The 24350-nt window shown below is 65.7% G+C and carries 19 protein-coding genes; 8 read left to right on the plus strand and 11 right to left on the minus strand.

Features of this window, described 5'->3' with window-relative positions; translation table 11 throughout:
• Nucleotides 1-880: 880 nt before the first annotated feature.
• Nucleotides 881-1351, minus strand: a complete 471-nt coding sequence (locus tag H0B43_RS01380) for a helix-turn-helix domain-containing protein (protein ID WP_252189881.1) — start codon at nt 1349-1351, stop codon at nt 881-883.
• 564 nt (nt 1352-1915) lie between these two features.
• Here H0B43_RS01380 and H0B43_RS01385 point away from each other — a divergent pair.
• Nucleotides 1916-3157 carry an NADH:flavin oxidoreductase/NADH oxidase family protein gene (locus H0B43_RS01385; RefSeq protein ID WP_185729627.1) on the plus strand — a complete coding sequence of 414 codons (1242 nt, stop codon included), beginning with the start codon at nt 1916-1918 and terminating at the stop codon, nt 3155-3157.
• Between the two features lie 14 nt (nt 3158-3171).
• A complete protein-coding gene (locus H0B43_RS01390) occupies nt 3172-4755 on the plus strand; it encodes a long-chain fatty acid--CoA ligase (RefSeq protein ID WP_185729626.1) in 1584 nt (527 codons plus the stop codon).
• Between the two features lie 657 nt (nt 4756-5412).
• Here H0B43_RS01390 and H0B43_RS01395 read toward each other — a convergent pair.
• From H0B43_RS01395 to H0B43_RS01410, 4 genes are all read right to left on the minus strand, one after another.
• Nucleotides 5413-6084 (minus strand): helix-turn-helix domain-containing protein, encoded by a 672-nt coding sequence (locus H0B43_RS01395; protein WP_185729625.1) that lies wholly within the window; start codon nt 6082-6084, stop codon nt 5413-5415.
• 159 nt (nt 6085-6243) lie between these two features.
• Entirely contained in the window at nt 6244-7095 is an 852-nt protein-coding gene (locus tag H0B43_RS01400) for an alpha/beta fold hydrolase (RefSeq protein ID WP_185729624.1), read from the minus strand.
• Between the two features lie 67 nt (nt 7096-7162).
• Nucleotides 7163-8191, minus strand: a complete 1029-nt coding sequence (locus H0B43_RS01405; RefSeq protein ID WP_397517498.1) for an alkene reductase — start codon at nt 8189-8191, stop codon at nt 7163-7165.
• A 167-nt stretch (nt 8192-8358) separates the two neighbouring features.
• Nucleotides 8359-8997 (minus strand): SDR family NAD(P)-dependent oxidoreductase, encoded by a 639-nt coding sequence (locus H0B43_RS01410; RefSeq protein WP_213015027.1) that lies wholly within the window; start codon nt 8995-8997, stop codon nt 8359-8361.
• Between the two features lie 227 nt (nt 8998-9224).
• Here H0B43_RS01410 and H0B43_RS01415 point away from each other — a divergent pair, with 227 nt between their 5' ends.
• A complete protein-coding gene (locus H0B43_RS01415; RefSeq protein WP_185725958.1) occupies nt 9225-10289 on the plus strand; it encodes an IS630 family transposase in 1065 nt (354 codons plus the stop codon).
• A 186-nt stretch (nt 10290-10475) separates the two neighbouring features.
• Here the strand turns inward: H0B43_RS01415 and H0B43_RS01420 are convergent, their stop codons facing one another.
• The 4 genes from H0B43_RS01420 to H0B43_RS01435 form a co-directional block, all read right to left on the minus strand.
• A complete protein-coding gene (locus H0B43_RS01420) occupies nt 10476-11087 on the minus strand; it encodes a hypothetical protein (protein ID WP_185729621.1) in 612 nt (203 codons plus the stop codon).
• Between the two features lie 797 nt (nt 11088-11884).
• Nucleotides 11885-12886, minus strand: coding sequence for an NADP-dependent oxidoreductase (locus H0B43_RS01425; protein WP_185729620.1), 1002 nt, complete (start codon nt 12884-12886; stop codon nt 11885-11887).
• Nucleotides 12887-13005: 119 nt separating this feature from the next.
• Entirely contained in the window at nt 13006-13914 is a 909-nt protein-coding gene (locus tag H0B43_RS01430) for an SDR family oxidoreductase (RefSeq protein WP_185729619.1), read from the minus strand.
• 100 nt (nt 13915-14014) lie between these two features.
• Nucleotides 14015-14728, minus strand: a complete 714-nt coding sequence (locus H0B43_RS01435) for a TetR/AcrR family transcriptional regulator (RefSeq protein ID WP_185729618.1) — start codon at nt 14726-14728, stop codon at nt 14015-14017.
• Between the two features lie 206 nt (nt 14729-14934).
• Between H0B43_RS01435 and H0B43_RS01440 the strand changes: the two genes are divergently transcribed.
• From H0B43_RS01440 to H0B43_RS01460, 5 genes are all read left to right on the plus strand, one after another.
• The gene (locus H0B43_RS01440) at nt 14935-15903 is read left to right on the plus strand and encodes an enoyl-CoA hydratase/isomerase family protein (protein ID WP_185729617.1); all 969 of its coding nucleotides are present in this window, start codon (nt 14935-14937) and stop codon (nt 15901-15903) included.
• Between the two features lie 5 nt (nt 15904-15908).
• A complete protein-coding gene (locus H0B43_RS01445) occupies nt 15909-16856 on the plus strand; it encodes an alpha/beta hydrolase (protein WP_185729616.1) in 948 nt (315 codons plus the stop codon).
• An 11-nt stretch (nt 16857-16867) separates the two neighbouring features.
• Entirely contained in the window at nt 16868-18337 is a 1470-nt protein-coding gene (locus H0B43_RS01450) for a class I adenylate-forming enzyme family protein (RefSeq protein ID WP_185729615.1), read from the plus strand.
• Nucleotides 18338-18587: 250 nt separating this feature from the next.
• Nucleotides 18588-19748, plus strand: coding sequence for a glutamate--cysteine ligase (locus tag H0B43_RS01455; protein WP_185729614.1), 1161 nt, complete (start codon nt 18588-18590; stop codon nt 19746-19748).
• Nucleotides 19749-19800: 52 nt separating this feature from the next.
• On the plus strand, nt 19801-20343 hold the full coding sequence (locus H0B43_RS01460) for a DUF3887 domain-containing protein (protein WP_185729613.1): 543 nt from the start codon (nt 19801-19803) through the stop codon (nt 20341-20343).
• A gap of 161 nt (nt 20344-20504) precedes the next feature.
• On the opposite strand, the gene H0B43_RS01465 is transcribed toward H0B43_RS01460, so the two are convergent.
• Both H0B43_RS01465 and H0B43_RS01470 read right to left on the minus strand, forming a co-directional pair.
• Nucleotides 20505-20885, minus strand: coding sequence for a hypothetical protein (locus H0B43_RS01465; protein ID WP_185729612.1), 381 nt, complete (start codon nt 20883-20885; stop codon nt 20505-20507).
• 708 nt (nt 20886-21593) lie between these two features.
• A complete protein-coding gene (locus H0B43_RS01470) occupies nt 21594-23219 on the minus strand; it encodes a Na+/H+ antiporter (RefSeq protein WP_185729611.1) in 1626 nt (541 codons plus the stop codon).
• Nucleotides 23220-24350: the final 1131 nt, after the last annotated feature.

A 24350-nucleotide genomic window follows, 5' to 3' on the forward strand; every position in this document is an offset into this window, starting at 1 on the left:
GGTATCGCCAAGGACAGCGTCGCGCCGCGTGGACCGATGCCACCCGTGCGCGCAAACATCTTGACGCCGAGACGGAGCGTCTCATCGTGTTCGCCAGTATGTGGGCACCCTACGGGGGCGCTACCGAGGGGGAAATCCTTGTGCACTTCGGAATGACCACTCGCCGTTTCATCGAACGATTGTGGCAGGTCGTCCCCGAATCGAACTGTCGCCAAGACGAGATACGAAGCTTATCGAGCGCATATCCGCGCAACCGTGCGAACGAGAGACTACTCACCCGATCCGTGAGTCCGTCGGCGATCCGTCACGTACGCGGCCCAGGCAACTGACGGCTCGACATGTCCAAAGACCTTGCGGATAGGTCGGAGCAAGGAAGGATGTGGAACAGACATAACGACAATGACATTCTCGACTTTGCGCTTCTCTGGGAGCCGATTGGGGGACCTGCTCCGGAAAATGTTGCGGCCGCCTTCGCAATCGATATACGGGAGTACAACCACAGGCTCGGAGGTGGTGCGAGATCCCAGTTGACCCGACTGCAGCAAGGGATCACCTCACCCGAGCGCATCTATGGGCCGTCCGCCATTTCAGCGTTCCAGATCTCCGTAAGAGCCTGTCATCGGACCTGACTGGGTCTGCTCGTTGCTCGTTGACAACTCGACTGTCAAATTGCTTGTCCCGCGGCGCACCAGCCAGATCTGTCGCCACTCCCTGCCCGATGTTGCGTCGGCAGGCTCCCTGGGCTCTGTCGGCAGACTCTGGCTATACGCGCTCCGAACGCCCGTCCGTCGTCCATGGCCATCCGGGACCATCCTCAACGTGCCGCGGCAGAGGCAACCCCGAACGGGCTACCGCAACAGCGACGTCACGCGTGGCGCGTTCAGGCCGTGACCTCGTTGCGTCGAGCGAGCACGGCCCGCAACCGATCATCGGCGGAGGGGCCGGGCTGAAAGCTCGTGTGCTCGTCATCGAGCGGATCGCCCGTGGATCGGTCAATCAGCAGCGGTTCAACGTCGGCACCCGACTCTTTGTGCACCAGACGGACGTTGGGCGCTTCGGGCGGGAAGTTCTCGTTGCCCCAGGCATAGAGTGCTATCAGCACGGGTCGGAACGTTCGTCCGGACTCGGTCAGGACGTACTCGTGTCTCGGAGGGCGTTCGCTGTAGCGACGACGCTCGAGCAGGCCCGCCTCGACGAGGACCCCGAGCCGACGAGACAGGGAGTTGGTCGAAATCCCGAGGCTTTTCTGGAACTGATCGAAACGGGTGATGCCGTGCGTGGCGTCGCGCAGGATGAGAATGCTCCACCAGTCGCCCACCCGCTCGAGCGAGAGCGCGATCGGGCAATCCATGTCCCGGAAACTGGTACGTTCCATAATAGAAGTATACCGCCGGGGTCCGCTGGCTGCCCACTCCATGCCCGAGGGTGACGACCCATTCAGTCCACCCCACATCCCACGGGACCAAGTCAAGCCGAGCGCCCTGGCGTACATCTCGGGGGATCGGCCACCGTGATCCGGTCCGCCGGGGTAGGGCGCACAGCCTCATGCAGGCGGGCGGCGTTGCCGAACTGGTGCCGGTCGGGTTGCAGGTATTGGGCCCTGCCAGGGGTGATCTCACCACGAGGGAGTTCGTCACACCCACGCCGGAGGTGGGCGGCTACGTGCCACCGCCGGCCTACTCGTAACGAGACGGCGCGCCATGCCGGCCGATGATCGGGCCGGTGTTTCGACCTGGCATCGACGTCCGCGAGGCGCCGGGCCCATCCGGGCCACCGCCCGCGCCCGCCCCCACGTAACCGTCTAGGCCGGTCGCGCCGCAGCTCCAACGGGACGCGCGAGTTGCAATAATAGTATTGATTACTACTTTATTTTAAAGTAGTGTGCTGTCGAGTCCGCATCCCGAAGGAGCACACCGTGACCTCCCTGCACGAACCCCTGACCCTGCCCAACGGCCAGGTGCTGCCCAACCGGATCATGAAATCCGCGTTGAGCGAGGCGCTCGGTGACAAGACCAATTCCCCAGACCACCGGCTCGAACAGCTCTACCGAACGTGGAGTGAGGGCGGATACGGACTGATCGTCACCGGAAATGTCATGATCGATCGCCGGCAGCTCGGCGAGCCTGGCAACGTCGCGATCGAGGACGACCGGGACTTGGATGCACTGTCGCGGTGGGCCAAGACCACCCAGGACGCCGGCGTCCCGATCTGGGTGCAACTCAATCACCCCGGCCGCCAGTCCAACCCGCTCGCCCTCGGCCATACCCCCGTGGCCCCGAGCCCTATCCCGCTCGACTTCCCCGGCGCCACCACCCCGCGCGAGCTGACCTCCACCGAGATCGAGGACATCATCGAGCGCTTCGCCAACGCGGCCGCTGTGTGCGAACAGGCCGGTTTCGACGGCGTGCAGGTGCACGGCGCCCACGGCTACCTCGTCGCACAATTCCTCTCGCCCCTGTCGAACCAGCGGACCGACGAGTGGGGAGGCGACCCGGACCGCCGCATGCGTTTCGTGCTCGAGGTCGTCCGCCGCATCCGGTCCCGCGTCTCGCCCGGCTTCGCAGTCGGCATCAAACTCAACTCGGCCGACTTCCAGCGTGGAGGCTTCACCGAGGAGGAATCCCGCGGCGTCCTCGCCGCACTGGCCCTCGAAGGCATCGACCTGATCGAGGTCAGCGGCGGCAGCTACGAATCTCCCGCGATGATGGGCACCGCGGCGGCGTCCACCCGGGCCCGCGAGGCCTACTTCCTCGAATACGCCCGCACCGTCCGCACCCTGGTGGGTGACATCCCACTGGCGGTCACCGGCGGCTTCCGGTCACGGACCGCGATGGACAACGCCATCGAGGGCGGCGAATGCGATGTCGTCGGCATCGGCCGCCCTACCGCCACCACCCCCGGCTCCGCAGAGGTGATCCTCGCCGGACGCGCACCTGCCCTCGTCGCCCACCAGGTGCGCTTCGGCATGCGCCGTGTGCTCGGCAAAATCGCCGACCTCAAAGCGCTCGACGGCCTGCTCGACCTGAGCTGGCACACCGACCAGCTGCACCGCCTCGGCGCCGGACTCGCGCCCGACCCGAACCGTGGACGTCTCACCACCACCGTCGCCATGGTGCGACGCAACGGCCGGACGCCCTTCCGGTCCAGGCGCGGATGACGCAGAGGAGTGTCATGTTGAACTTGTCGATCCTTCTCGAAGACTCCGCCCGCAGGTATCCCGCCCGTGACGCACTGGTGCTCGGCGACACCCGGTTCACCTACGCGCAGGTCGACGCCGCCGCCAACCAGGTCGCCAACCTCCTGGTCGAACGCGGCATCCAGCCCGGCGACAAGGTTGCGCTGAGCTGCCCGAATCAGCCCTGGTTCCCGATCGTCTACTACGGCGTCCTCAAGGCCGGTGCGGTCGTCGTCCCCCTCAACATCCTCCTCAAGGGCCGCGAGGTCGCCTACCACCTCGCCGACGCCGATGCGGTCGCGTACTTCTGCTTCGAAGGCACACCCGACCTGCCTATCGGCACCGAGGGACACACCGGATTCCGGGAGTCGGCCGCCGAGCACTTCTTCCTGATCACCGCGGACCCCACGGCACCGAGCCCGATCGAGGGCGTCGAGACACTGGGCCAGGCGCTCGCGGAACAGCCCACGTCCTTCGAGTCCGTCGTCACCGAGCCCACCGACACCGCGATCATCCTGTACACCAGTGGGACCACCGGGCAGGCCAAGGGCGCCGAACTGTCGCACGCGAACACGATGCTGAACACCCTCACCCTCAACCGACTCTTCAACAACCAACCCGCCGGCGACACCCACGTCCTCACCCTCCCGCTCTTCCACACCTTCGGCGCAACGGTGCAGATGCACGCCGGCTTCTCCATGGCGGCGACGCTGCTCCTGGTTCCACGTTTCGACGCGCAGCAGGTGATCGGACTCATGCAGAAGGAGGACGTCACCTTCTTCGCCGGGGTACCGACCATGTGGTGGGCGTTGCTCGATGCGCTCACCGACGAGGTCGACGTCGACCGGATCGCCGGAAATCTGCGCGTCGGAGTCTCGGGCGGAGCCAGCCTTCCACTCGAGATCATCACCCGGGTCAAGGAGCGGCTCGGCGTCCAGATCCTCGAGGGCTACGGCCTCTCGGAGACCTCCCCGGTCGTGACGTTCAGCGACCCGGGCCGGGAACCGCGGGCGGGCTCGATCGGCGTCCCCATCTGGGGTGTGGAATGCAAACTCGTCGACGACGATTGGAACGAGATCACAGACGACGGCTCAGACAGTGCGATCGGGGAGATCGCGATCAAGGGCCACAACGTCATGAAGGGCTACTACGGACGCCCCGAGGCCACTGCCGAAGTGATCAGGGACGGCTGGTTTCGCTCCGGCGACCTCGCCCGCAGAGACGCGGCCGGCTTCTACTACATCGTCGACCGCTCCAAGGACATGATCATCCGCGGAGGCTTCAACGTGTATCCGCGGGAGATCGAAGAGGTGCTGATGACCCACCCCGACGTCAGCCTCGCGACCGTGGTCGGCGTACCGCACGAGAGCCACGGCGAGGAGGTCAAGGCATTCGTCATCCTCAATCCCGGCGCTCACACCACCGACCACGAACTGGTCGCCTGGGGACGAGAACAGATGGCCGGCTACAAATACCCCCGCATCGTCGAGATCGTGACGTCGCTACCGATGACCGCCACCGGCAAGATTCTCAAGCGCGATCTCAGCTCGCGCCCTACCAGCGACCGTGCCGCCCACTAGATTAGCGCGCTACCCAGCGAAGGAGGTCGACCAGAAGCGAGACGACCTCCGTCGGTGCCGCACCGTTCGCCCGATCCAGTTGTTTCGGATCACTCTGGGGTCGAATGCATCCATCTCGGAGCAGCGGCGCTTTCCGGAGCCCTTCTCCATGAACGCGTCGTAGGTGGGATCTGTAGGGGGCGCGGTCGCCTTCAGGATCAGATCAAATATCCACCCAAGCGGGATGGATGAGCGGATCCCGAGGCTGAAAGCCCTAATGTGCAGTCCGGTGGTCCGAGCCATGGAAGTGTTTGGTAGGCATATTGTTCGCGCTCGAGGCCCTCCTTTCGCGGTCGGGAAAGACGCCGGTCGGGGCGACGCCCACGCCGCCCGTCACCTTGTCGCACTCGCTCATGAGCAATGACGACGAATGTCCGGATCGTGCTGGGTGACACTCGAGCTGTCCCCAGGGCACCCTCGCGGTCCGGGACGGAAACGGCTGCGGAACGCAGCATTCCGCGGGTGAGTCACCGACGTGTCACCTGGCACTGGGAAGTTCCCACCGAATAACGGCGGCGAGGTCACCGTCATCATTCTCGCGACCAGTGCCGACTTGGTTCACCGCACCACACCACGTGGGCGTATTGTTGCCGGTAGTCTCTGCTAGCGGGCCTGAAATCAGCTCGCCGACACTCCTACGCCGTCGAGGGCGTACACGCGAAGGAACTCGTCCAGATCCGCGGCGGTGGCGTCGACGACGAGGACGCCGGACGCCATGGCGTCGGCCACGGTGGTCTCCTCGTTCACCACGGACAGTAATGTCGAGAGATCGGTCGCGAGCCGCACTTTCGGCGTTGTGGGAGCGGCACCCGGCCGAAGCACCACGCCATTAGATGAGGGACCGATCCAGGCGGACTCCTCGCCGACGTCGAACTGGACCACCCCACCGAAGCGGGCGACGGCGTCTGGGTCGGCGCGCGCGAAAATGCCCTGGATGATCCACTCCGCACGAGTCATGTCCGCATCATCGAACCCCGCCCCGTGCCGCAGTCCCCAGGCCGCCAACTGACCCAACATCGGACGCAGTTCTTCGCCCGCGCCGGTCAGTGCATAGGCCGGGACCGATACCGGTGGAGGCAGCACGATCCGTTCGATCACCCCGGCCTCTTCCAGGCTCTTGAGGCGGCTTGCGAGAAGGTTGGTGCCGATGCCCGGCAACCCCGCCGCCAGATCCTTGTATCTGCGCGGACCCATTCCCAGGTCGCGCATGATGAGCAGGGTCCACCGCTCGCCGAGGAGGTCGAGCGCACGAGCGAGACCACAGTTCTGGCCGTACGTTCGAGAATTCATTCCCATAGTATAGTCGCTACTTCATTTTCATATCGTTGCTGCTTCCGGTTGTGCGAGCACACCCGTCCGGGACAGGGCGAGCCAGGACGACGCCTGGCCCTGTCCGATGGTTCTCCATCAGACAGCGTCAGGCGTCGTCACGGAAGTCGGCAGCGGAATTCAGCTTTCGAGGAAACGCTTGACCTCGGTGGTGAACTCCTCGAGGTGCTGGAACAGGAATGCGTGACCGGCGTCGCTGTAGAGCACGAGCTTGGCCGCCGGGAGATGCTCGACCGCCGAGTAGGAGGCGAAGGCGTGGATCATCACATCGTGCGTCCCGTTGGCGTAGAGGACGGGTTGGGTGATCGTCTTCAGGTTCTCGACCACCTGCTCCCACGGCATCGCCAAGGCCGCGGTGATCGCCCGGAGCTGACCCATCGCGGCCTCCTCGCTGACGACCGGAGCGTCGGCGGGCATCGCGGCCGAGACCTTGTCGAAGTGGTCGAGCCCCAGCTTCCGGGCTTCCTCGGTCTCCGGGTAGAAGAGGTACAGGGTGTCCTCGAGGTCGGCATTCGGCTTCGCCATGATCCCCAGGACGCGCTCGGTGATGCTCGGCATGTTGGGGGCGAGGCCGGATCCGCTTCCCGCGACGATCAGCTTCCGGACGAGACTCGGCCGGGTCAGGGTGATCGCCTGCGCCACGACACCACCGAACGACCATCCGAGTAGATCCACCTCGGTCAGCCCCAGAGCGTCGATGAAGTCGATCGCGCCGGCCACGAAGCCCTCCACGGTGGTCAGGGCATCACCGCCGGTGTAGCCGATTCCGATGTTGTCGAAGAGGATCACGTCACGATCGTCGGCGAGGATGTCGACGAACTCCGGATCCCACCAGTCGACGGTGGCCCGGAATCGGTGGACCAGCACGAGGGGGACACCGCCGCGCGGGCCGAATCGGCGGTAGGTGAACCGCCCCAGAACCCCCTCGACCTGAAGGTTCTCAGCGGTGTGGACCGGTGTGTAGGTGCTCATATCTCTTTCCTCGAAGATTGTTGTGATACTTGGCCGTCTGCGTGTGGTGAGTGAGATGACGAGCGGGTCAGGGGATCTCGGCCAGGACCGGGTAGTCGGTGTAGCCGCGCGCATCACCGCCGTAGAGGGTGCCGAAGTCGACCTCGTTCAGTTCCGCACCGGTGCGCCACCTCTCCACGAGGTCCGGGTTGGCCAGGAATCCCCGCCCGACAGCCACCGCGTCGGCGAGTTCCTTCTCCAGCAGTTCCTCGACCGTCGCCAGCGAGGTGGCAGCAGGAGCAGCGAGGTTGAGGAGCACCGAGCCACCGAATCGCTGGCGCAGGTCCCGGACGAGCGGTTCGAGGGCCTCGAACGGGCTGGCGAGGATGCTCAGGTATGCCAGGCCCAGCGGAGCGATCCCGTCGACAACCGCCCGGTAGGTGGCGGTCAGATCCTCACCGGGAACCTCACCGACGCCGTTCAACTGGTGGCCGGGCGAGAGTCGCAGGCCGACGCGGTCCGCGCCGATCGCGTCTGCCACGGCCGCCACGACCTCGATGACGAAGCGCGCCCGCCCCTGCGGCGAACCGCCATACGCGTCCTCGCGCAGATTGACCGTGGGGTCGAGGAACTGGTGCAGCAGGTAGCCGTTCGCGCCGTGAACCTCGACGCCGTCGAGTCCGGCGCTGATCGCATTTCGGGCCGCGCCGACGAATTCTGCGATCACTCCGTCGATCTCGCCGGACTCGAGTGCCCGCGGCACGTCGTGGTCGACCATGCCTGAGAAGGTGAACATCTGCCCAGGAGCCTGGACCACGCTCGGCGCGACCGTGTCGACCCCACCCTTGTTGCTCGCGTGAGCGACACGGCCGACATGCATCAACTGCGCGACGACGGTTCCCCCGGCCCCGTGCACGGCGTCGGCGACGAGCTGCCACCCGGCGACCTGCTCGTCGGTGTACAGACCGGGCACCGCCGGGTAGCCCTGCCCGACCGCGCTGGGCGCGGTGCCCTCGGTGACGATGAACCCCGCCCCGGCGCGCTGGGCGTAGTACTCGGCGTTCAGCGCGGTCGGCGCGTTGCCCTCTCCCGCGCGGCTGCGCGTCAACGGCGCCATGACGAACGACTGGGGCAGGTCCCAGGATCCGATGCGAACCGGTTTGAATGCGACGGACATGCGGTGATCCTCCTGAAGGGCGACGGGTCCCGAGTGAACCCAGAAACTGTTACTTTAAATTACTATAGCGTCCACTATAGTAATGAGCAATCGCGCCGTGGTCGCACTCAGCTGCTCAGTCGGCCTTCACCGTCGCGCCGGCCGAGCTCGCGCAACATCGTCTGCGTCGTGCAATCGGAGGCTTGATGCGCGTCGAGCACCATTCCCACCACGCCTCGCAAGCCCGAGACCCCGGCCCATCGTCGTGGACGGAACACCCGCGCCCGCCTGCGTTCGATTCCGCCGACGATGGCTGTCGCGGCCTCCGCGGGCGTGATCCGCTTGCGAAATGGATGAGGAAAGGTTCCGAGCAGCTTCTGCGCGGTGGGGTCGCCGTCGACACTCTGTCGAATCATCTCGGTGCCAACGAGCGAGTACACGGTCGTCACCGTGACGTCGTGAGAAGCAAACTCCACTCGTAATCCCCGACCCAGTTGCTCAACGGCCGCTTTGCTCATCGCATTCGGAAGGGTGCCGGCACCGTTCAAGAAGGCGAACACCGAGGACAGAAGAACAACGTGCCCTCGGTTCGTGATGACAGACGGCAGACACGCCTGGACGGTGGTGAGCACACCGCCGACATTGATGTCCCACAGCCGATCGTTGACATGATTAGACGACGCGCGCACGGTCGATCCCCTCGCTGCGACACCAGCATTCGCGATGACGACGTCAATCCGCCCGAAATGATCCAGCACCTTCTCCACGGCGGCAAATTGGTGTGAAGTGACCGTCTGGATCTCACCTACAGGCCGGACGGAAAGTCTCGGTGGCGCTCCCGGTTCGGCTTCCCCCACCCAGCGGGTTCCTCCAACGCTATCCGAGGTTTGCCGGTAGCAGTCCGCCAAGTATCGCCGCGAAAGCCGTCTCCCCTGAGTCACTCTAGTGCGGCGTGGGGTAAGTAATTTGACGGTCTTGTTTGCGACAATAAGGCATGCGAGCTGCTCCTTTGATGTTGCGTGACGGAGATCGGGACGAGTTGACCGCGTTGGCACGGTCGAAGTCAGTGCGCGCGGATTTGGCGCAGCGGGCGCGGATGATGGTGCTGGCCGCCGACGGAGAGTCGAACGCACGGATCGCGCGGACAGTGGGGGTATCGCGACCGACGGTGATCTTGTGGCGCTCGCGTTACGAGCGATTCGGAATCGCGGGCCTCGAGGACGAACAGCGTTCCGGGCGTCCCCGAGAGATCGACCACGCCGCCATCGTGACGGCGACGCTGGCTCCGCCGCCAAAGAATCTCGGCGTGACACATTGGAGCAGCCGGTTGCTCGCCGACCGGTTGAAAATCAGTAACACCACGGTCGCGTCGGCGTGGCGCGAATACGGCGTCAAGCCTTGGCGCAGTGAGACGTTCAAATTCTCGACGGACCCAGAGTTGGTCGCCAAGGTCACCGACATCGTCGGGCTGTACTTGGACCCACCGGACAACGCGATCGTGCTCTGTGTGGACGAAAAGTCGCAGATCCAGGCCCTGGACCGGACCGCGCCGATGCTTCCGATGCGCGTCGGCTCGGTCGAGAAGCGCACCCACGACTATGTCCGGCACGGCACCTCGACCTTGTTCGCCGCCCTCGACATCGCCACCGGAAAGGTCACCGGCCTGTGCAAACCGCGGCACCGTCATCAGGAGTTCCTCGTCTTCCTCAAACACCTCGCCCGCGCCTACCCGGAACGGGAGTTGCATCTGGTCATGGACAACTACGCCACTCACAAGAAGGCCGAAGTCCGCACGTGGTTGGCCGAACATCCCCGTATCCATGTGCATTTCACACCCACCTCGGCATCGTGGATGAACCTGGTGGAGGTGTGGTTCGGGATCATCGAACGTCAAGCCATTCACCGCGGAACCTTCGGTTCCGTTAGGGATCTGACCACCAAGATCCGTGCCTTCATCAACGGATGGAACACCCGCTGTGCGCCGTTCGTCTGGACCAAGACCGCCGACCAAGTACTAACCAAAGCGAACCGTCAAGACACTTCAATCACGAGCCACTAGGTTAAGTAATTGAACCGTCTGGGGCGCTTTTGGGGTGGCTCGTAGTCCGCAGAGGGATAACCTCGTCAGCCGGTACTTCACAACCGAGGGTATCGATGAAGACTGCGACCGGGCCGCGCACACCCGGCTCGAGGACCGCATCCGGTGCCGCAGCGTGGGCGCCGCCCCATGCCAAGAGAGATGCCGTCAACTCATACGGATGGGTCCAGTGAAGGCCGTCGTGGCCAGTGCCCGGCCGGAGTTGTCGCGGGCGACGTCGATCACCGGCGAGCGGCCGTCACTGTTCGGCTCGCGGTGCGCGTGGGGTAACCGCTCGGACAGCCACGTCAGGGCGGTCCGCGCTGGCGCCGATCGCAGGAGCGGGATTTGAAGCGCAGTGGCCGTGCGTATCGGACGCGTCCATCGCCCCAACCACCCCATGCACACGTCGATACTCTCCAACTGCGGAGAGACTTCCGACAGGCCGAGATGCACCGAGCCGGCGATGGTCATCGCCGCACGCCTCACACCCGCATAGCGGAAGGTGCGGACCCGCTCGCCGACACGCTCGTCAACCAGGCGGGCGGGAGCCCCGATGTGAGGGCGGCGATAGGCGAACGCAGTATCAGTCGCCGCAGCCACCAGCGTCTGCCGGGTACCCCCCGTGGTTAGGGTGAAGACATCGCGCAGGGTGCTTCGGTAGCGCAGTACGTCACCCTGGCCCGCACGCGTGAGAAAGTAGCCGACCTCGAGTCGGGTCGCCCGCTCCCCCGCGCTCGTCAACGCAAGCGCGCCGGCAAGGTTACCCGGCACATACACCCGATCAAGGACGGTGACTCACCCCGTGTGAGCAGTTCCTGGAGCACTCGCCGCCCGGTGTACCCCGTTGCGCCCAGCAGTACGATTCTGCGCTTGTCCACGGCTTCGCCTTTCGGATGATTTTTACGGCGACTTGCGTTCACCGCCAGTCGTCTGTCTCGAGCCTGGTGCCGTATCGCAACTCCCCCAGGAACAGGCACGTTGACCGCTTACAGGCGGAACCAAGCAGCGCGTGGGCGACCTGTCGGCTCACGTTCCGTACTCCGAGCGGTCCGTGGTGTGTAACGCCGACACAGCTCGGCTCGTGGTCATGTATCACCTCGTATTCCGGGTGACGGACGCAGGCCAGTCCCTTACTGTCCTCGGACATTCGGAGGGATCAACGGGTCGACGGCCTCATCGCCTGGAACACAATCACCGGGGGGCACCTCACCGGCCGGCACCGACGACTTCCGCAGTCAGAACTTGTCCCCGAGTGACAGTGCTGGGGGCAGATCCGGCCCACCGCTAAAATGCTGGCCTCCGACTGTGGTCGTGGGCGACGTGTGACGATTCGCCGAGGGGACGGAGAATGCTGGCCTCCGACTGTGGTCGTGGGCGACGTGTGACGATTCGCCGAGGGGACGGAGAATGCTGGCCTCCGACTGTGGTCGTGGGCGACGTGTGACGATTCGCCGAGGGGACGGAGAATGCTGGCCTCCGACTGTGGTCGTGGGCGACGTGTGACGATTCGCCGAGGGGACGGAGAATGCTCGTCTTCGTCTGGCATGATCGCCACGCTGTCCGCGGAGGATCGCTCATCCGATCTTGATGACGACCTTGCCCTTTGCACGGCCCTGTTCGACGTACGCGAGAGCCTCTTTGGTCGATTCGAAGGGAAAGACCCGGTCCACCACGGGACGTATGACGCCCGCATCGATGACGGTCGCGAGCTCGGCCAGTTGGTCGCCACTCGACTTCATGAACAGGAACGAGTAGGTGACTTTGTGACGTTTCGCTTTCCGTCTGATCGGAAAGCTCAACAGGCGCATCACTTGTTGCATGAGCCAGTTCAATCCGGCCTCTTTCGCGAAATCACGATCGGGCGGACCGGCAATCGAGATGACCTTCCCGCCCGGTTTGAGGACGCGGAGCGATTTTTCGAGGGTCTGGCCGCCGAGAGTGTCCACTACCAGATCGTAGTCGTGCAGGATCGCGGCGAAATCGTCCTTCTTGTAGTCGATGACGACATCGGCACCGAGCCCTTGCACCCATTCGGTGTTCGCGGTGCTGGTGGTCGTGGCCACGGTCGCGCCCAGGTGCTTGGCCAGTTGAATCGCGAAGGTGCCCACTCCGCCCGAGCCGGCGTGGATGAGAACCTTCTGCCCTGCCTGCAGATTCGCTCGCTCGATCAGCGCTTGCCACGCGGTCAGGCCGACCAGCGGGACCGACGCCGCCTCCTCCATGCTCATCGTTCGCGGCTTGAGCGCCACGTCTTCTTCGTTCATGGCAATGAATTCTGCGAAAGCACCGATCCGGTTTTTGTCCGGGCGCGCGTAGACCTCGTCGCCGGCCTTCAACCGCTGCACCCCGGGTCCGACCCGGACGACGACACCGGCCAAGTCGTTGCCCAAAACGAGGGGGAGGCGGTACGGCAGAATCGGTTTGAGCTTCCCGTCTCTGATTCGCAGATCCAAGGGGTTCACACTGGCGGCGTGAATCTGAACCAGGACGTCATTGTCGCGCAACGAGGGGTCGGGCATCTCGCCCGCCCGTATCCCGTCATTGTTCCCGTAACGGTCGAGAACGAACGCCTTCATCGTTTTTCCTATCTCGTGTCTTACTATCCCCAACAAGGGCCTTCGCCTTTTCGCGCGTCCTTCGACCCGCACCTTCGGGGATGTACTCGTGCCGCCATCGCGGCCGGACATCATTTCACTCAGATACGCACTGGTGACTGCGCTCGTTGCCGCTCGGGCGAGGTGAATGCTGGAACGAGTTGGTCGTTGCGGCCCAAGGCGGCGACTTCGGTCTCGAGGGACGGAATTGTCGCGGCCGCGAACCTCCGCGTCCAGGGCCACACCAGCGGCGAGTTGAGAAGTGCCTTGGCCCAGTTGGCGATGGCGACGGCGCGAGGAACGTAGACGCGACCGCGTCGGTACGCGAGTCCGTCCACGATGGCTGCGGCCACGCGGTCGACACTGGTCGTGACGTTGCCCGGATACGGCAGGCGCCGGCGCATCTGCTTGAAGGAGGGAATGTCGGCCTCGGCACCGCGGACCAGGTCGGTGTCTATCCAGGAGGGATGGACAAGGCCGACGGTGATCCCGAGATGGGCCACCTCCGCGCGATAGGCGAGGGCGAGGGACTCGACCCCGGCCTTGCTCGCCCCGTACGAGGCCAGGCCCCCGATCGAGGTGAACGACAACGCGGACGCCACGATCAGCACGTGGCCCCCGCTTTGCTGTAGGTGGGGTGTCGCGTGCTTGAGGGTGCGGAACACGCCGTTGAGGTTGATGTCCACCACCCGCTCGAAGGACGCCTCGTCCGCGTATCGCATCGTGCCGTACGCGGCCACTCCGGCGTTGGCGACGACCAGGTCGACGCCGTTCATGATGCCGGCGCACTCGTCGATCGCGGACTTCAGCGCGTTGCTGTCGCGCACGTCTGCCTCGCACCAATGCACCGACGGACCGAGTTCCTCGGCCAGGGCGCGCAGCCTGTCGGGTTCGAGTCCGATCAGGGCGACCCGTGCACCCTGGGCCGCGGCGAGGCGGGCCACCTTCTCGCCGATGCCGCGCGCGGCTCCGGTGACGATTATTTTCCGGCCCACCAGATCTCGTTTCATAAAGCGAATATAACTTCGTTATATGATGGGCGCAATGCCCCGCATCAATTCCACATGACTCACCGACCCCGCCCGCCTCCCGAGCCGCGGCGCCGCGGTCTCAATATCGAGCGCCGGCCGACCTGGCGCCCTCCAGTGCACCCGCGGCGTACAGGCGCACGACCCGGTCGTGCGAGGACTGGGCACGCTTGCGGGTGTCGCCGAGCCCGACGGCGAAATTCACCCCCATCGGCAGCAGCACCTGGGTCACCGCGTCGTTGAAGTCGGCGAAGTGCTCGCCGAGCTCGAGGGTGATGTAACCGTGCACGAAGCTCCACAACTGCGCGGCGACGACCTCCGGTTCCTGTTGCCGGACCCGGCCGGAGTTCACCAGGCGGGCGCAGGCATCGGTGATCCGCGCGTACGCGTCCCGGAACGCGGGTGACTGCCCGCTCAGGCGCATGTCCGACTCGAGCGGTCGGTACGTCGCGCGGGTGGACAGCCCGAACATCAGGTCGTACAGGTGAGGGCTCTTCCGCGCGATTCGCCGGCACGTCAAGGCCAGCGTGAACAGGTCCGCGATCGGGTCCTCCGTCACCGGTACCCGGGAGAACGCGTCGCCGAGTTCGGTGAAGCCGTGCTCGACCACCGCACGGATGAGCTCGGGAATGCCCCCGAAGTGGCTGTAGACGACCATCGTCGACAACCCGGTCGCCGTGGCCACCGTCCGCGCCTTGATCGCGGCCGGCCCCTGCTCGGCCAGCAGGCCGATCGTGGCCCGAATGAGCCTCTCGGGAACACTCTCGGACACCGAAACCGCTGATTTGTCTTGCATTTCTCCACCTGACTCGGGCTGCCCAACGACGCGAACGAGAGGGTTGTCCGTTACCTCCCGGACGCCTCACTACTGTCCGGGCACTCTTGCCGCCTCTCGATAACCTCGTTATAGTAAGCCGATAACGAAGTTACCGCGAGTGGTGTCGGTCACGGCGCTCCGCACCGTCGCCTCTTCCCCCGAAGCCTCACGGAAGCAGAAATCTCATGACACACGAAAGCAAGGGCCATCTCGAGGTCGAGGACCGCGGGGACGTGTTGATCGTGCGGGTCGACGGCGGCCCGCACAGCCTGTTCGGTCTCGACATCGCCAATCAGCTCGACGAGTTGGTGGACCGGGTCGACCGCGACGCCGGCGTTCACGCGGTCGTGTTCACCGGGACGCGTCCGGGCCGGTTCGTCAGCCACGCCGATGTCCGGTGGCTGCAGGAAGAGGGGGCCGCGGTGCCGCCGTTGGGCCGGCGCGGAGCCTCCGCGATCGCGCGGGTGGCCAGGGGCGCCGACCGCGCGCGTCTCCTCGAACCCGTGGTCCGCAAGACCCCACTGTGGGGGGCCGTCCAGCTCGACCGGCTGCACGCGACATTTCTGCGGATGAACGCCAGCGGCGTCATCTTCGTTGCGGCACTGAATGGTTCGGCTCTCGGCCTCGGCGCGGAGTTCGCCTGGGCCTGCGACCTGAGGGTCATGGCCGACGGGGACTTCTTCATCGGCCAGCCCGAAGTGCTCCTGGGCATCAATCCGGGCGGCGGCGGCACCCAGCGCCTCACCCGGCTGATCGGACCCCACCGATCCCTCGTCGCGATCCTCGAGGGCAAGCCGTTCACCCCCGCACAGGCCCTCGCCAACGGCGCCGTCGACGAGGTCGTCGACGAGGCCGACGTGATCACCCGGGCCACCGAACTCGGCACCTACCTCGGCTCACGGCCGAGAGAGGCGCTCGCCGCGATCAAGCGGTCGGTGTACTTCGGCGGCTCGATGTCACTGACGGAAGGCCTGCACGTCGAGCGCACCGAGTTCCTCGGCACCGATCAGTCCGACGACGGCCAGCAACTGATGCTCGACTACCTCGAGACCACCGCCGCCACCGGCGAGCTGCCCCTCTACAACCCGGACACCTACAAGCAGGCCCTCGAAGCAGGCCGGGTCCCCGGGCCTCACTCGACCAACGGACGGTAACCGCCATGGCCACCAAGAAGCCCTACACCCGCCACGACGTCCTCTTCTCCTCCGGCGACAGCTCCTGCGCCGCATGGCTCTACCTCCCCACCGGAGTGACCTCGCCCCCCGTCGTCATCCTCGGACACGGCCTCGGTGCCACCCGCGAGATGCGCCTGGACGCCTTCGCCGAACAGTTCGCCAAGGCCGGCATTGCCGCCTTCGCCTTCACCTACCGGCACTTCGGCGACAGCGGCGGTGAACCCCGTCAGCTCCTGTCGATCAAGAAACAGCTCGCCGACTGGGATGCCGCCATCGCGTGGGTGAAGACTCGACCCGGCCTCGACAACACCCGCATCGCGATCTGGGGCAGCTCCTTCGGCGGTGGCCACGCCATCACCGTCGCCGCACGCCACCCGGAACTGCGCGCCGCCATCGCGCAGTGCCCATTCACCGACGGGCTCGCCTCCGCGCTCGCACTCGGCCCAACCGCCAGCCTGAAGGCGGCCCCCGTGATCGCCCGGGACCTGGTGGCCAAGGGCCGCCGCAGAGCACCGGTGACGATTCCCCTCGCCGGCGCCCCCGGTTCGCTGGCACTGATGAACGCCCCGGACGCGCTGCCCGGCTACCGGGCGATCGTCCCGGCCCGCACAACGTTCCGCAACGAGGTGGCCGCCCGCGTCATTCCCAGCCTCGTCACCTACCGGCCCGGGCGCGTGGCCAAGAACATCGACATCCCGATCCTGTTCTGCATCAGCACCACCGACACCGTCACCCCACCCGCCCAAACCCTCCGATACGCGCGCACCGCACCGCGGGGTGAGATCAAGACCTACGACGCCGGCCACTTCGACTTCTACCTCGGCGAACCCTTCGAGGCCCTGGCCCGCGACCAGATCGAATTCCTCACCCGCCACCTCGCCCCGGCACCCGCCACCGCCGCCCCTGGCCGAATCGCACCGCACCGAAGGTGAGTACGCCCACCATGAACTTCGCATCGCTGCCCGACCTGCGCGCCGAGTCCGATCCGCACGGCCCCGCGATCTCCGACGCCTCACAGTCACTCACCAATGCTCAACTGCTCACCCGGGTTCGCGCGGCCGCGCACCACCTCCGGGGCCTCGGAATCGGGCCCGGCGACGTCGTGGCCCTGCGACTGACGAACCGCGCCGAGTTCGTGGTGCTGCTGTTCGCCACCTGGCGACTCGGCGCCACCATCACCCCGGTCAACCCGGCCCTGACCGACGCCGAGGTCGCCCGGCAACTCGGCGACGCCGGCGCACGCCTGCTGGTCACCGAGGCCGACGCGACCCCGATCACCGGCCTCGCCACACTCGCCGTCGGCACACTGCCCGACGGTCCGGTGGAATCCGAGCCCGCACCGACCACGGACCCGTCCGCACTGGCCCTGCTGATCTACACCAGCGGCACCACCGGGGTACCGAAAGGCGTCATGCTCGACCACGCCAACATCGACGCCATGGCAGAGATGGGAGTCCACGCACTGGGGGTGGGACCGGCCGACCGATGCCTGCTGATCCTGCCGCTCTTCCACGTCAACGGCATCGTCGTCAGCGTCCTCACCCCGCTACTCGCCGGCGCCAGCGTCGTCATCGCCGGTCGCTTCGACCCCCGCACCTTCTTCCACCTCGTCGAAACCGAGCGACCCACCTACTTCAGCGCGGTCCCAACCATCTACAACATCCTCGCCGCCCTCCCCGGCGACGTCCGCCCCGACACATCGTCCCTGCGATTCGGGGTCTGCGGCGCCGCCCCCGCCCCGCCCGAGCTGCTGACCCGGTTCGAGGCCCGCTACGGATTCCCCCTCGTCGAGGGATACGGACTCTCCGAAGGAACCTGCGCCACCACCCTCAACCCCGTCACCGGCCCGCGGCGCCCCGGCACCGTGGGCATTGCCTTCCCGGGTCAGGAGATACGGATCGTCGACGAGAACGGCGACGAGATGGACGCCGGTGTGGACGGTGAGGTCGTGGTGCGCGGCCCCAACATCATGCGCGGCTACCTCGGCCGCCCGGACGAGACCGCCCGCACCGTCGTCGACGGCTGGCTGCACACCGGCGACGTCGGCCACCTCGACGCGGACGGCTACCTGACCCTGGTCGGACGATCGAAAGACCTGATCATCCGCGGCGGCGAGAACATCTATCCCAAGGAGATCGAGGACGTCCTCGCCGGCGACCCGGATGTCCTCGAGGCCGCCGTAATCGGCGTCCCCGACGACAAATGGGGCGAGGTCGTCATCGCCTACGTCCAACCCCGACCCGGCAGGGCCGTGGATCCCACCGCGCTCACCGCACGGTGCGCGCACCACCTCAGCCACTACAAACGCCCGACCTCGATCGTCGTGGTCGACGCCATCGCCAAGAACGCCGTCGGCAAGATCGACAAGACCACGCTGCGCGCCACCCACGTCGCGGACCAGGCAGTGCCGTAGCAGCCGAATGTCCTGCAGGCGAACCGCCGCGAATTCAGCGCGTCGAGAACCCGCGCGTTCCGAGTTCGAGGCGATCCGGGCCGCCGGCTTCAGGCACGCCACCGTGCGGCTCCGGGACCAGTCGGCGAGACCGCCATTGTGGTGGCAGACCTTTGGGCTGGAGTGCATCGATATGCCCGGCTACGGGTACACGGACTCGTGACGCAGACAACGCCCCAGCGGCGTAGACGATCCTGGTCAGGAGCAGAGCATGGTGTCCACCGAATGGGTTGATCCCGCTCCGACGCGGCTCGACGATTACAGCATCCTGCCGACCGTTGGCGTCGAGGAGGAGTTCGTCCTGATCGACCCGGTCACCGATGCCCCGTTTCCGGGAAATGCCGTCGTCGCCGCCGAGGGGCGGGCGCTCGATGTCCACCTGCAGCTCGAGCTGTCGCAGTGTCAGATCGAGACGGCCACTCCGGTGTGCACCGGAACGACCCAGCTCCGTGCGGAATTGTGCCGGGCCCGCGGGCGGGCCGCCGCAGCGGCCACCCGAGTGGGGGCGCGGTTGTTGGCCGCCGGGGTTCCGCCTGTGGGGCCCGCGCCGCGGGCGATCAGCGACGTGCCCCGATACCGGCACCTGGCCGAGCATTTCGGGCTTCTCGGCCAGCAGGTGATCTGTGGGTGCCATGTCCATGTCGGTGTCTGCGACCGCGACCTCGCGGTCCAGGTCAGCAACCACCTTCGTCCCTGGTTGCCCGCATTGTTGGCGCTGACCGCGAATTCTCCCATCATCGGCGGCGTCGACACCGGGTACTCCAGCTGGCGGCAGGTGCTGTGGGCGCGGTGGCCCAGCGCGGGACCACCGCCGGTGTTCGAGTCGGCCGCGCACTACGACGCCGTCGTGGCGGAACTGCTCGCGCAGCAGGCCATTCTCGATCCCGCGATGATCTACTGGGACGTGCGCCTGTCGGCGCATCTGCCGACGGTCGAAGTCCGCGTCGCGGACGTGCCGGCCACCGTGGAGGAGACCGTGCTGCTCGCCACCTTGATCCGCGGACTGGTCAGCACCGCCCTGACCGATGTGCGCCAGGGTCGGTCGGCGGCGCCGGTGTACGGCCACCGACTGCGGGCCGGGTACTGGCGTGCCGCCCGCGACGGGATGACCGGGCACGCCGTCGACATGCGCTCGGGACGGCTGGTCCCGGCCACCGAACCGATCCGGCACCTGCTCGAGCACGTCCGGCCCGCCCTCGAACGCACCGGCGACTACCGCGACACCCAGCGGGCCGTGCGGACCGTCCTCACCTGCGGCAATGGCGCCATCCGGCAGCGACGCGCCTTCGCGGCGGGCACCACACACGACCTCGTCGACATGCTCGCCCGCAGCACCATCGGCGGCTGCACGCCGCCGAGCGAACTGAACTGATACCCGGCCACCGGCACGGAGGCACGGGAGACAGAACCGCACAGGAGAACCCGTGAACAACATAACCGCCAACGGCGCCCAGAATCGATCGACCATCACCACCGCCCTGCTGATCCTCGCGTTTGTCGGAGCGCTGACACTGGTGAGCGCCTGCGGAACGAAGACCCAATCCGCGGAGGAGCGCAGCGCACCCGTTACCACCGAATCAACAGCCGCCTCCGACGAGAAAGCAACTATGCCCACCGGGACCGAAGCGACAACAGCCACCGCCCAGAGCCACTACGACCAACTCGCCCTGGAGACTCTCGATGCCGTCGTGCAAGGAGACTTCGACTCCGCCACCGCTCGTTTTGATGATGTCATGCACCAAAATCTGCCTCCCGACCTTCTCGAATCGAGTTGGTCCACCTATCAAGAACAGTTCGGCAGCTATCAATCACACACAGACCCACAGGACACTGCCCGGGGACAAATCACCGTGGTCAGCGTGCCCCTGCAGATGGAATACGCTCCAGGCGAGTTCCGTGTGAGCTTCCACCCGAACGAGACAATAGCGGGACTGTACTTCCTTCAGACCGGCGTTCCGATTCCGTGAGCCCATTCCACCGAGCATCCGAGATCTTTCACCAACTGTACGTAGGTGGAATAGCGCTGTACGTACGTGGAATAGCGTCCGGTACAGGCCAACGGCACGCACGGGTTCGTCGGTGGTACGGCACGTCGATTCCTCTGACGTTGTTGCCGTGGGAGGGTTCATTACCGACACGCGGTGGGTCGCAAACCGAAGTGTACGAGCCGTCCGGCACCGATATCCGGATCAGTATCCCAGCCCGCCGCCCCGATGTGCTCGCCGAGATCCTGCTGGGCGTCGTCCTCGCCGACTCCGACTCTCAGGGCCAGCGGGGTCGGGCGGTGCAGGTGGCTGCCGACCGTGGCCGCGACCTCGGCGCTGTCCAACGACCCTTGAAGCGCCCCCGTCCGCAGAGTAGTGAATCCGCCCTCGATGCAGCCGAGCGCACCCTCGCCGGCCTCGGTTTCGAACCGGTCCGCGACACCAGCAGCTGTGTCCGGTTGTGGAACTGCCCGTTTCATCCGCTCGCGGGCCAGGCCCCCGACCTGGTCTGCGGCATCAACCATGCCTTCGTGACCGGGGTCCTTACCGGGCTCGGCTCCCGCAGCGTAGTCGCGGTCCTCGTCCCCTGGCCGGGCACTGCTGCGTCGAGCTCCGCACACGTGAAGCCGACACGGCGACCGCCGAAATGTAGACATTGCACCAGATCTCCACTGTGTGGACGAACTCACTCGGTTTCCCATTCGTCGTCGAGTCACAACACGAACGATTTTCGCCCGCCACCGTGAAGCGACTCCGTCTGCGATCGCTGAGATCTGTACTGGACTGCGTCTTGCCGGCTCGATACCCGGGTGCGTCATACGCCATTTCCTGTTGGCCGGGGTGCCGCACCAGCACACCGGCGTCTGACTCCCGTGGCGCGAGGGATTCGGCGGTGCGAACGCCGGACCCTCGGGTCACATCGTCGTCGACCGATTCCCCACCTGGCTCCTGCCGCGAACACCGGTCTTCCGTTGCCGTGGCGCCGGTTTCGGATTGTGGTGGTTCGGCAGCACCGGTCACGGCCGCTTCGACCTCGCCGGACCGTCCAGGAACTGCTACATCGCCGAATCCGAACAGATCACCCTGCTCGAAACGTGGGGTGGCATGCGGGTGATCCCGAGCACCGAACTCCTTGGCGGGCATTCGCTCGGATGCAGGTCACCACCGATCGCCACATGGCGGATCTGACGTCGAACGCCGCCGAAGATATCGAGGAGGAACCTCCGGTTCGCTCATCGCGGGCCCGCTCCTGTCCCCAGGGCATACTCCTCGTGATCGAGTTCGCGTTCGAGGATGCGCAGGCTGGCGTCGGGTAGTCGACCGGCATCGCGCCAGCGCAGCAGTTCTTCGCGCTGGGCGTCGATGACCAGATGGCGTGCACTCAGTGCCGACTCCAAAGCCGGCGACAGCACGATCGTGCCGTCCGCGGAATCCTGCAGTGCCTCGAGCCGACGTCGGTATCGGGCGGCGCGTTGTTCCAAGCTCGTTCGCAATGCGTTGGTGACGCCCGGCTCGAGTCCCTCGTCGTGAGCGATCTGGTCCAGTCCCGCCAGCGCCGCGTTCACCGATGCGGCGCGCGCTTCGTTCCGCAGCCGCGCCTCGTCGGCGGCGTCGGCCTGCAAGCCCGTCGCCCGGACCAGCGGGCCGAACGTCATTCCCTGGCCCACCAATGTCACGAGCACGATCACGAAGGCACAGAACTGCAGCAGATCGCGGCCTGGGAACGGCGCTCCCGTCGACGTGACCAGGGGCAGGGAAAAGATGGCAGCAAGCGTGATGACGCCTCGGGTGCCGGCCCAGCTGAGCACCAACACCTCTTTGCCGCTCAAGCGCCGACTGCCGTCGGCGCCCTCTGCACCCAGGCGCATGTGCAGTCGTCGCGGTAGGTATTCGGTCAACGTCAGCCACAGCGGCCGGAGCAGCAGAACGATTCCTACACTCACCACGGACGCGACGACGATCGTGCCGGTGGCGTAGGCGTCGAGTCCGGTCAAGATCGTCGGCAGCTGCTCACCGATCAACAGGAATACGAACCCCTCGAGCAAGAAATCGACCAGCCGCCATACCGCACCGGTCTGCAGGCGACTCGCGCCCGAGACCGCGCGGGGTGTGTCATGCCCCACGAGCAGGCCAGCCACCACCACTGCCAGCACTCCCGAGGCGTGCAACTGCTCCCCCAACAGGTACGCAGCAAACGGCGTTGCCAACGAAATCGAGTTGAGCATCAACGGTTCTCGGACCACCGAACGCACCAGCCGAACGGCGAACGCCACGACTGCCCCCACAACGACTCCGCCGATCCCCGCCAGCAGAAACAGACCACCGGCATGGCCGAGCGAGAAACCGCCGCTGGTCGCGGCAGCGACGGCCACACTGAACATCGTCAGTGCAGTCGCGTCGTTGAGCAGGCCTTCCCCTTCGACAAGGGTGATGATCTTCGGGTGCAACCCAGCCCGCCTGCCCACCGCGAGTGCAGCCACCGGATCCGGCGGAGCAACCGCAGCGCCGAACGCGATGCCGGCTGCAAGGCTCACACCAGGTATCAGCAGATCGATGCCCACACCTGCCAGCACCGCGGTGGCAACAATCAACGCCACGGACAAGCTGAACACCGAGCGAAGATTCTTACGGATGGCGAGCAGTGAGGAGTTCAGTGCTGCGCTGTAGAGCAGCGGGGGTATGACGAAGGTCAAAATCACCTCCGGCTCCAGCTCGATACCGGGTATCGGCAACGCCGCCCCCGCAAGTCCTGCAAGTGTCAGGAGCGCCGCAGCAGGTAACCCCGTCTTGTCGGCAACGAGATGGACGACGATGATGACGGCAATCGCCAAGAGCACGAACGCGAGAATGCCCAGCATTGCGGGTTCTACCCTCGACCTTGGAAGGTGCTGTCAATCGTCGCGTCCCACAGATACTTAGCCATACCTTGATTCTGTCAGGCAGGCCGACGAGCGCCTGTGACGATTCGGATTCGGCGCTGCCGATCGCTCACCGCCGAGATCGAACGTGCAGAGGGCGCCCCCGTAACGGCTGCCGGGTCATGTTTTGGATATGAACCTCGTCGGCGGAGAATCGTGCGTCGGCTACGCTCGAGGATTTGACGAGCGTTCCATTGCCAATCCATGTTCCGGGGTGAGGATGGCTTCGAAGCGGGACCGCCCGAATATGCAGCGTAGGTGGCATTTCGGAGTCATCGAGCACTACACCGTGTCTTGCGGTCGCCGAACGAACTGGGTCTTGTGCGCGCTCATGTGTCCGGAGACCTGAATATCAACGGCGACATATTTTCGCCCGGGGGTCGCAGATCTCGTCACCCACATCGGGCTTGCGGGAAATCGCGCGCCTGTCAGCGCAGCGTTGCCGAGTCGGGGGCTGTATGGGCCTCCACAAGCGGGCCGCAGGAGGCTACTGCGTGCTGAAGAGTGCGCGGTGAATCTCCTCACCGGTCTTCCGCTCCGGTCCGGGAAGGCGGGTTAACGGGTCGATGAGTTCTCGTGTGGGATTGCTGTTCACACAGTCGGCCTCCGCCTGCGGGTCGGAGAAGAGTCGTCCGTGTATGGCATCATGCTCAATTTTCACTGCGGGTCCTTACTTGTCGGTATCACGTTGGGCGGCAGCCCCCGGCCGGCCCTGGCGCAGCTCCGCGCGAGGGCTATTGCCCGACACCCGTATGCGGCGCGGCTCACTCATGTACTCGATCACCGAGACGAGTGTCCGGTGTGGGCGAGATCGCCGGGAAATCAGAAATTCCCCTGTCGCGTACTCTACTGTACCGTCGCGCCGTAGAATCGGTCGCCGACGGGCGATCGTCGCTGACACAGCGTCGGGGATCCTCGCGCTCACACAGATCTGGCACCTCCCGTGTGGTGAGCCGCGGGAACTGCGTGACCACTTGCTCACCGTCTCGACGTTCAAACGCGGCGACACTGGTAAGGGCACCGAACAGGGTGGCGTCCAGGGAATAGATGTCGACGGCCGGGTGCACAGAC

Origin of the sequence: Rhodococcus sp. 4CII (assembly GCF_014256275.1) — a bacterium.
Classification (GTDB): domain Bacteria; phylum Actinomycetota; class Actinomycetes; order Mycobacteriales; family Mycobacteriaceae; genus Rhodococcus_F; species Rhodococcus_F wratislaviensis_A.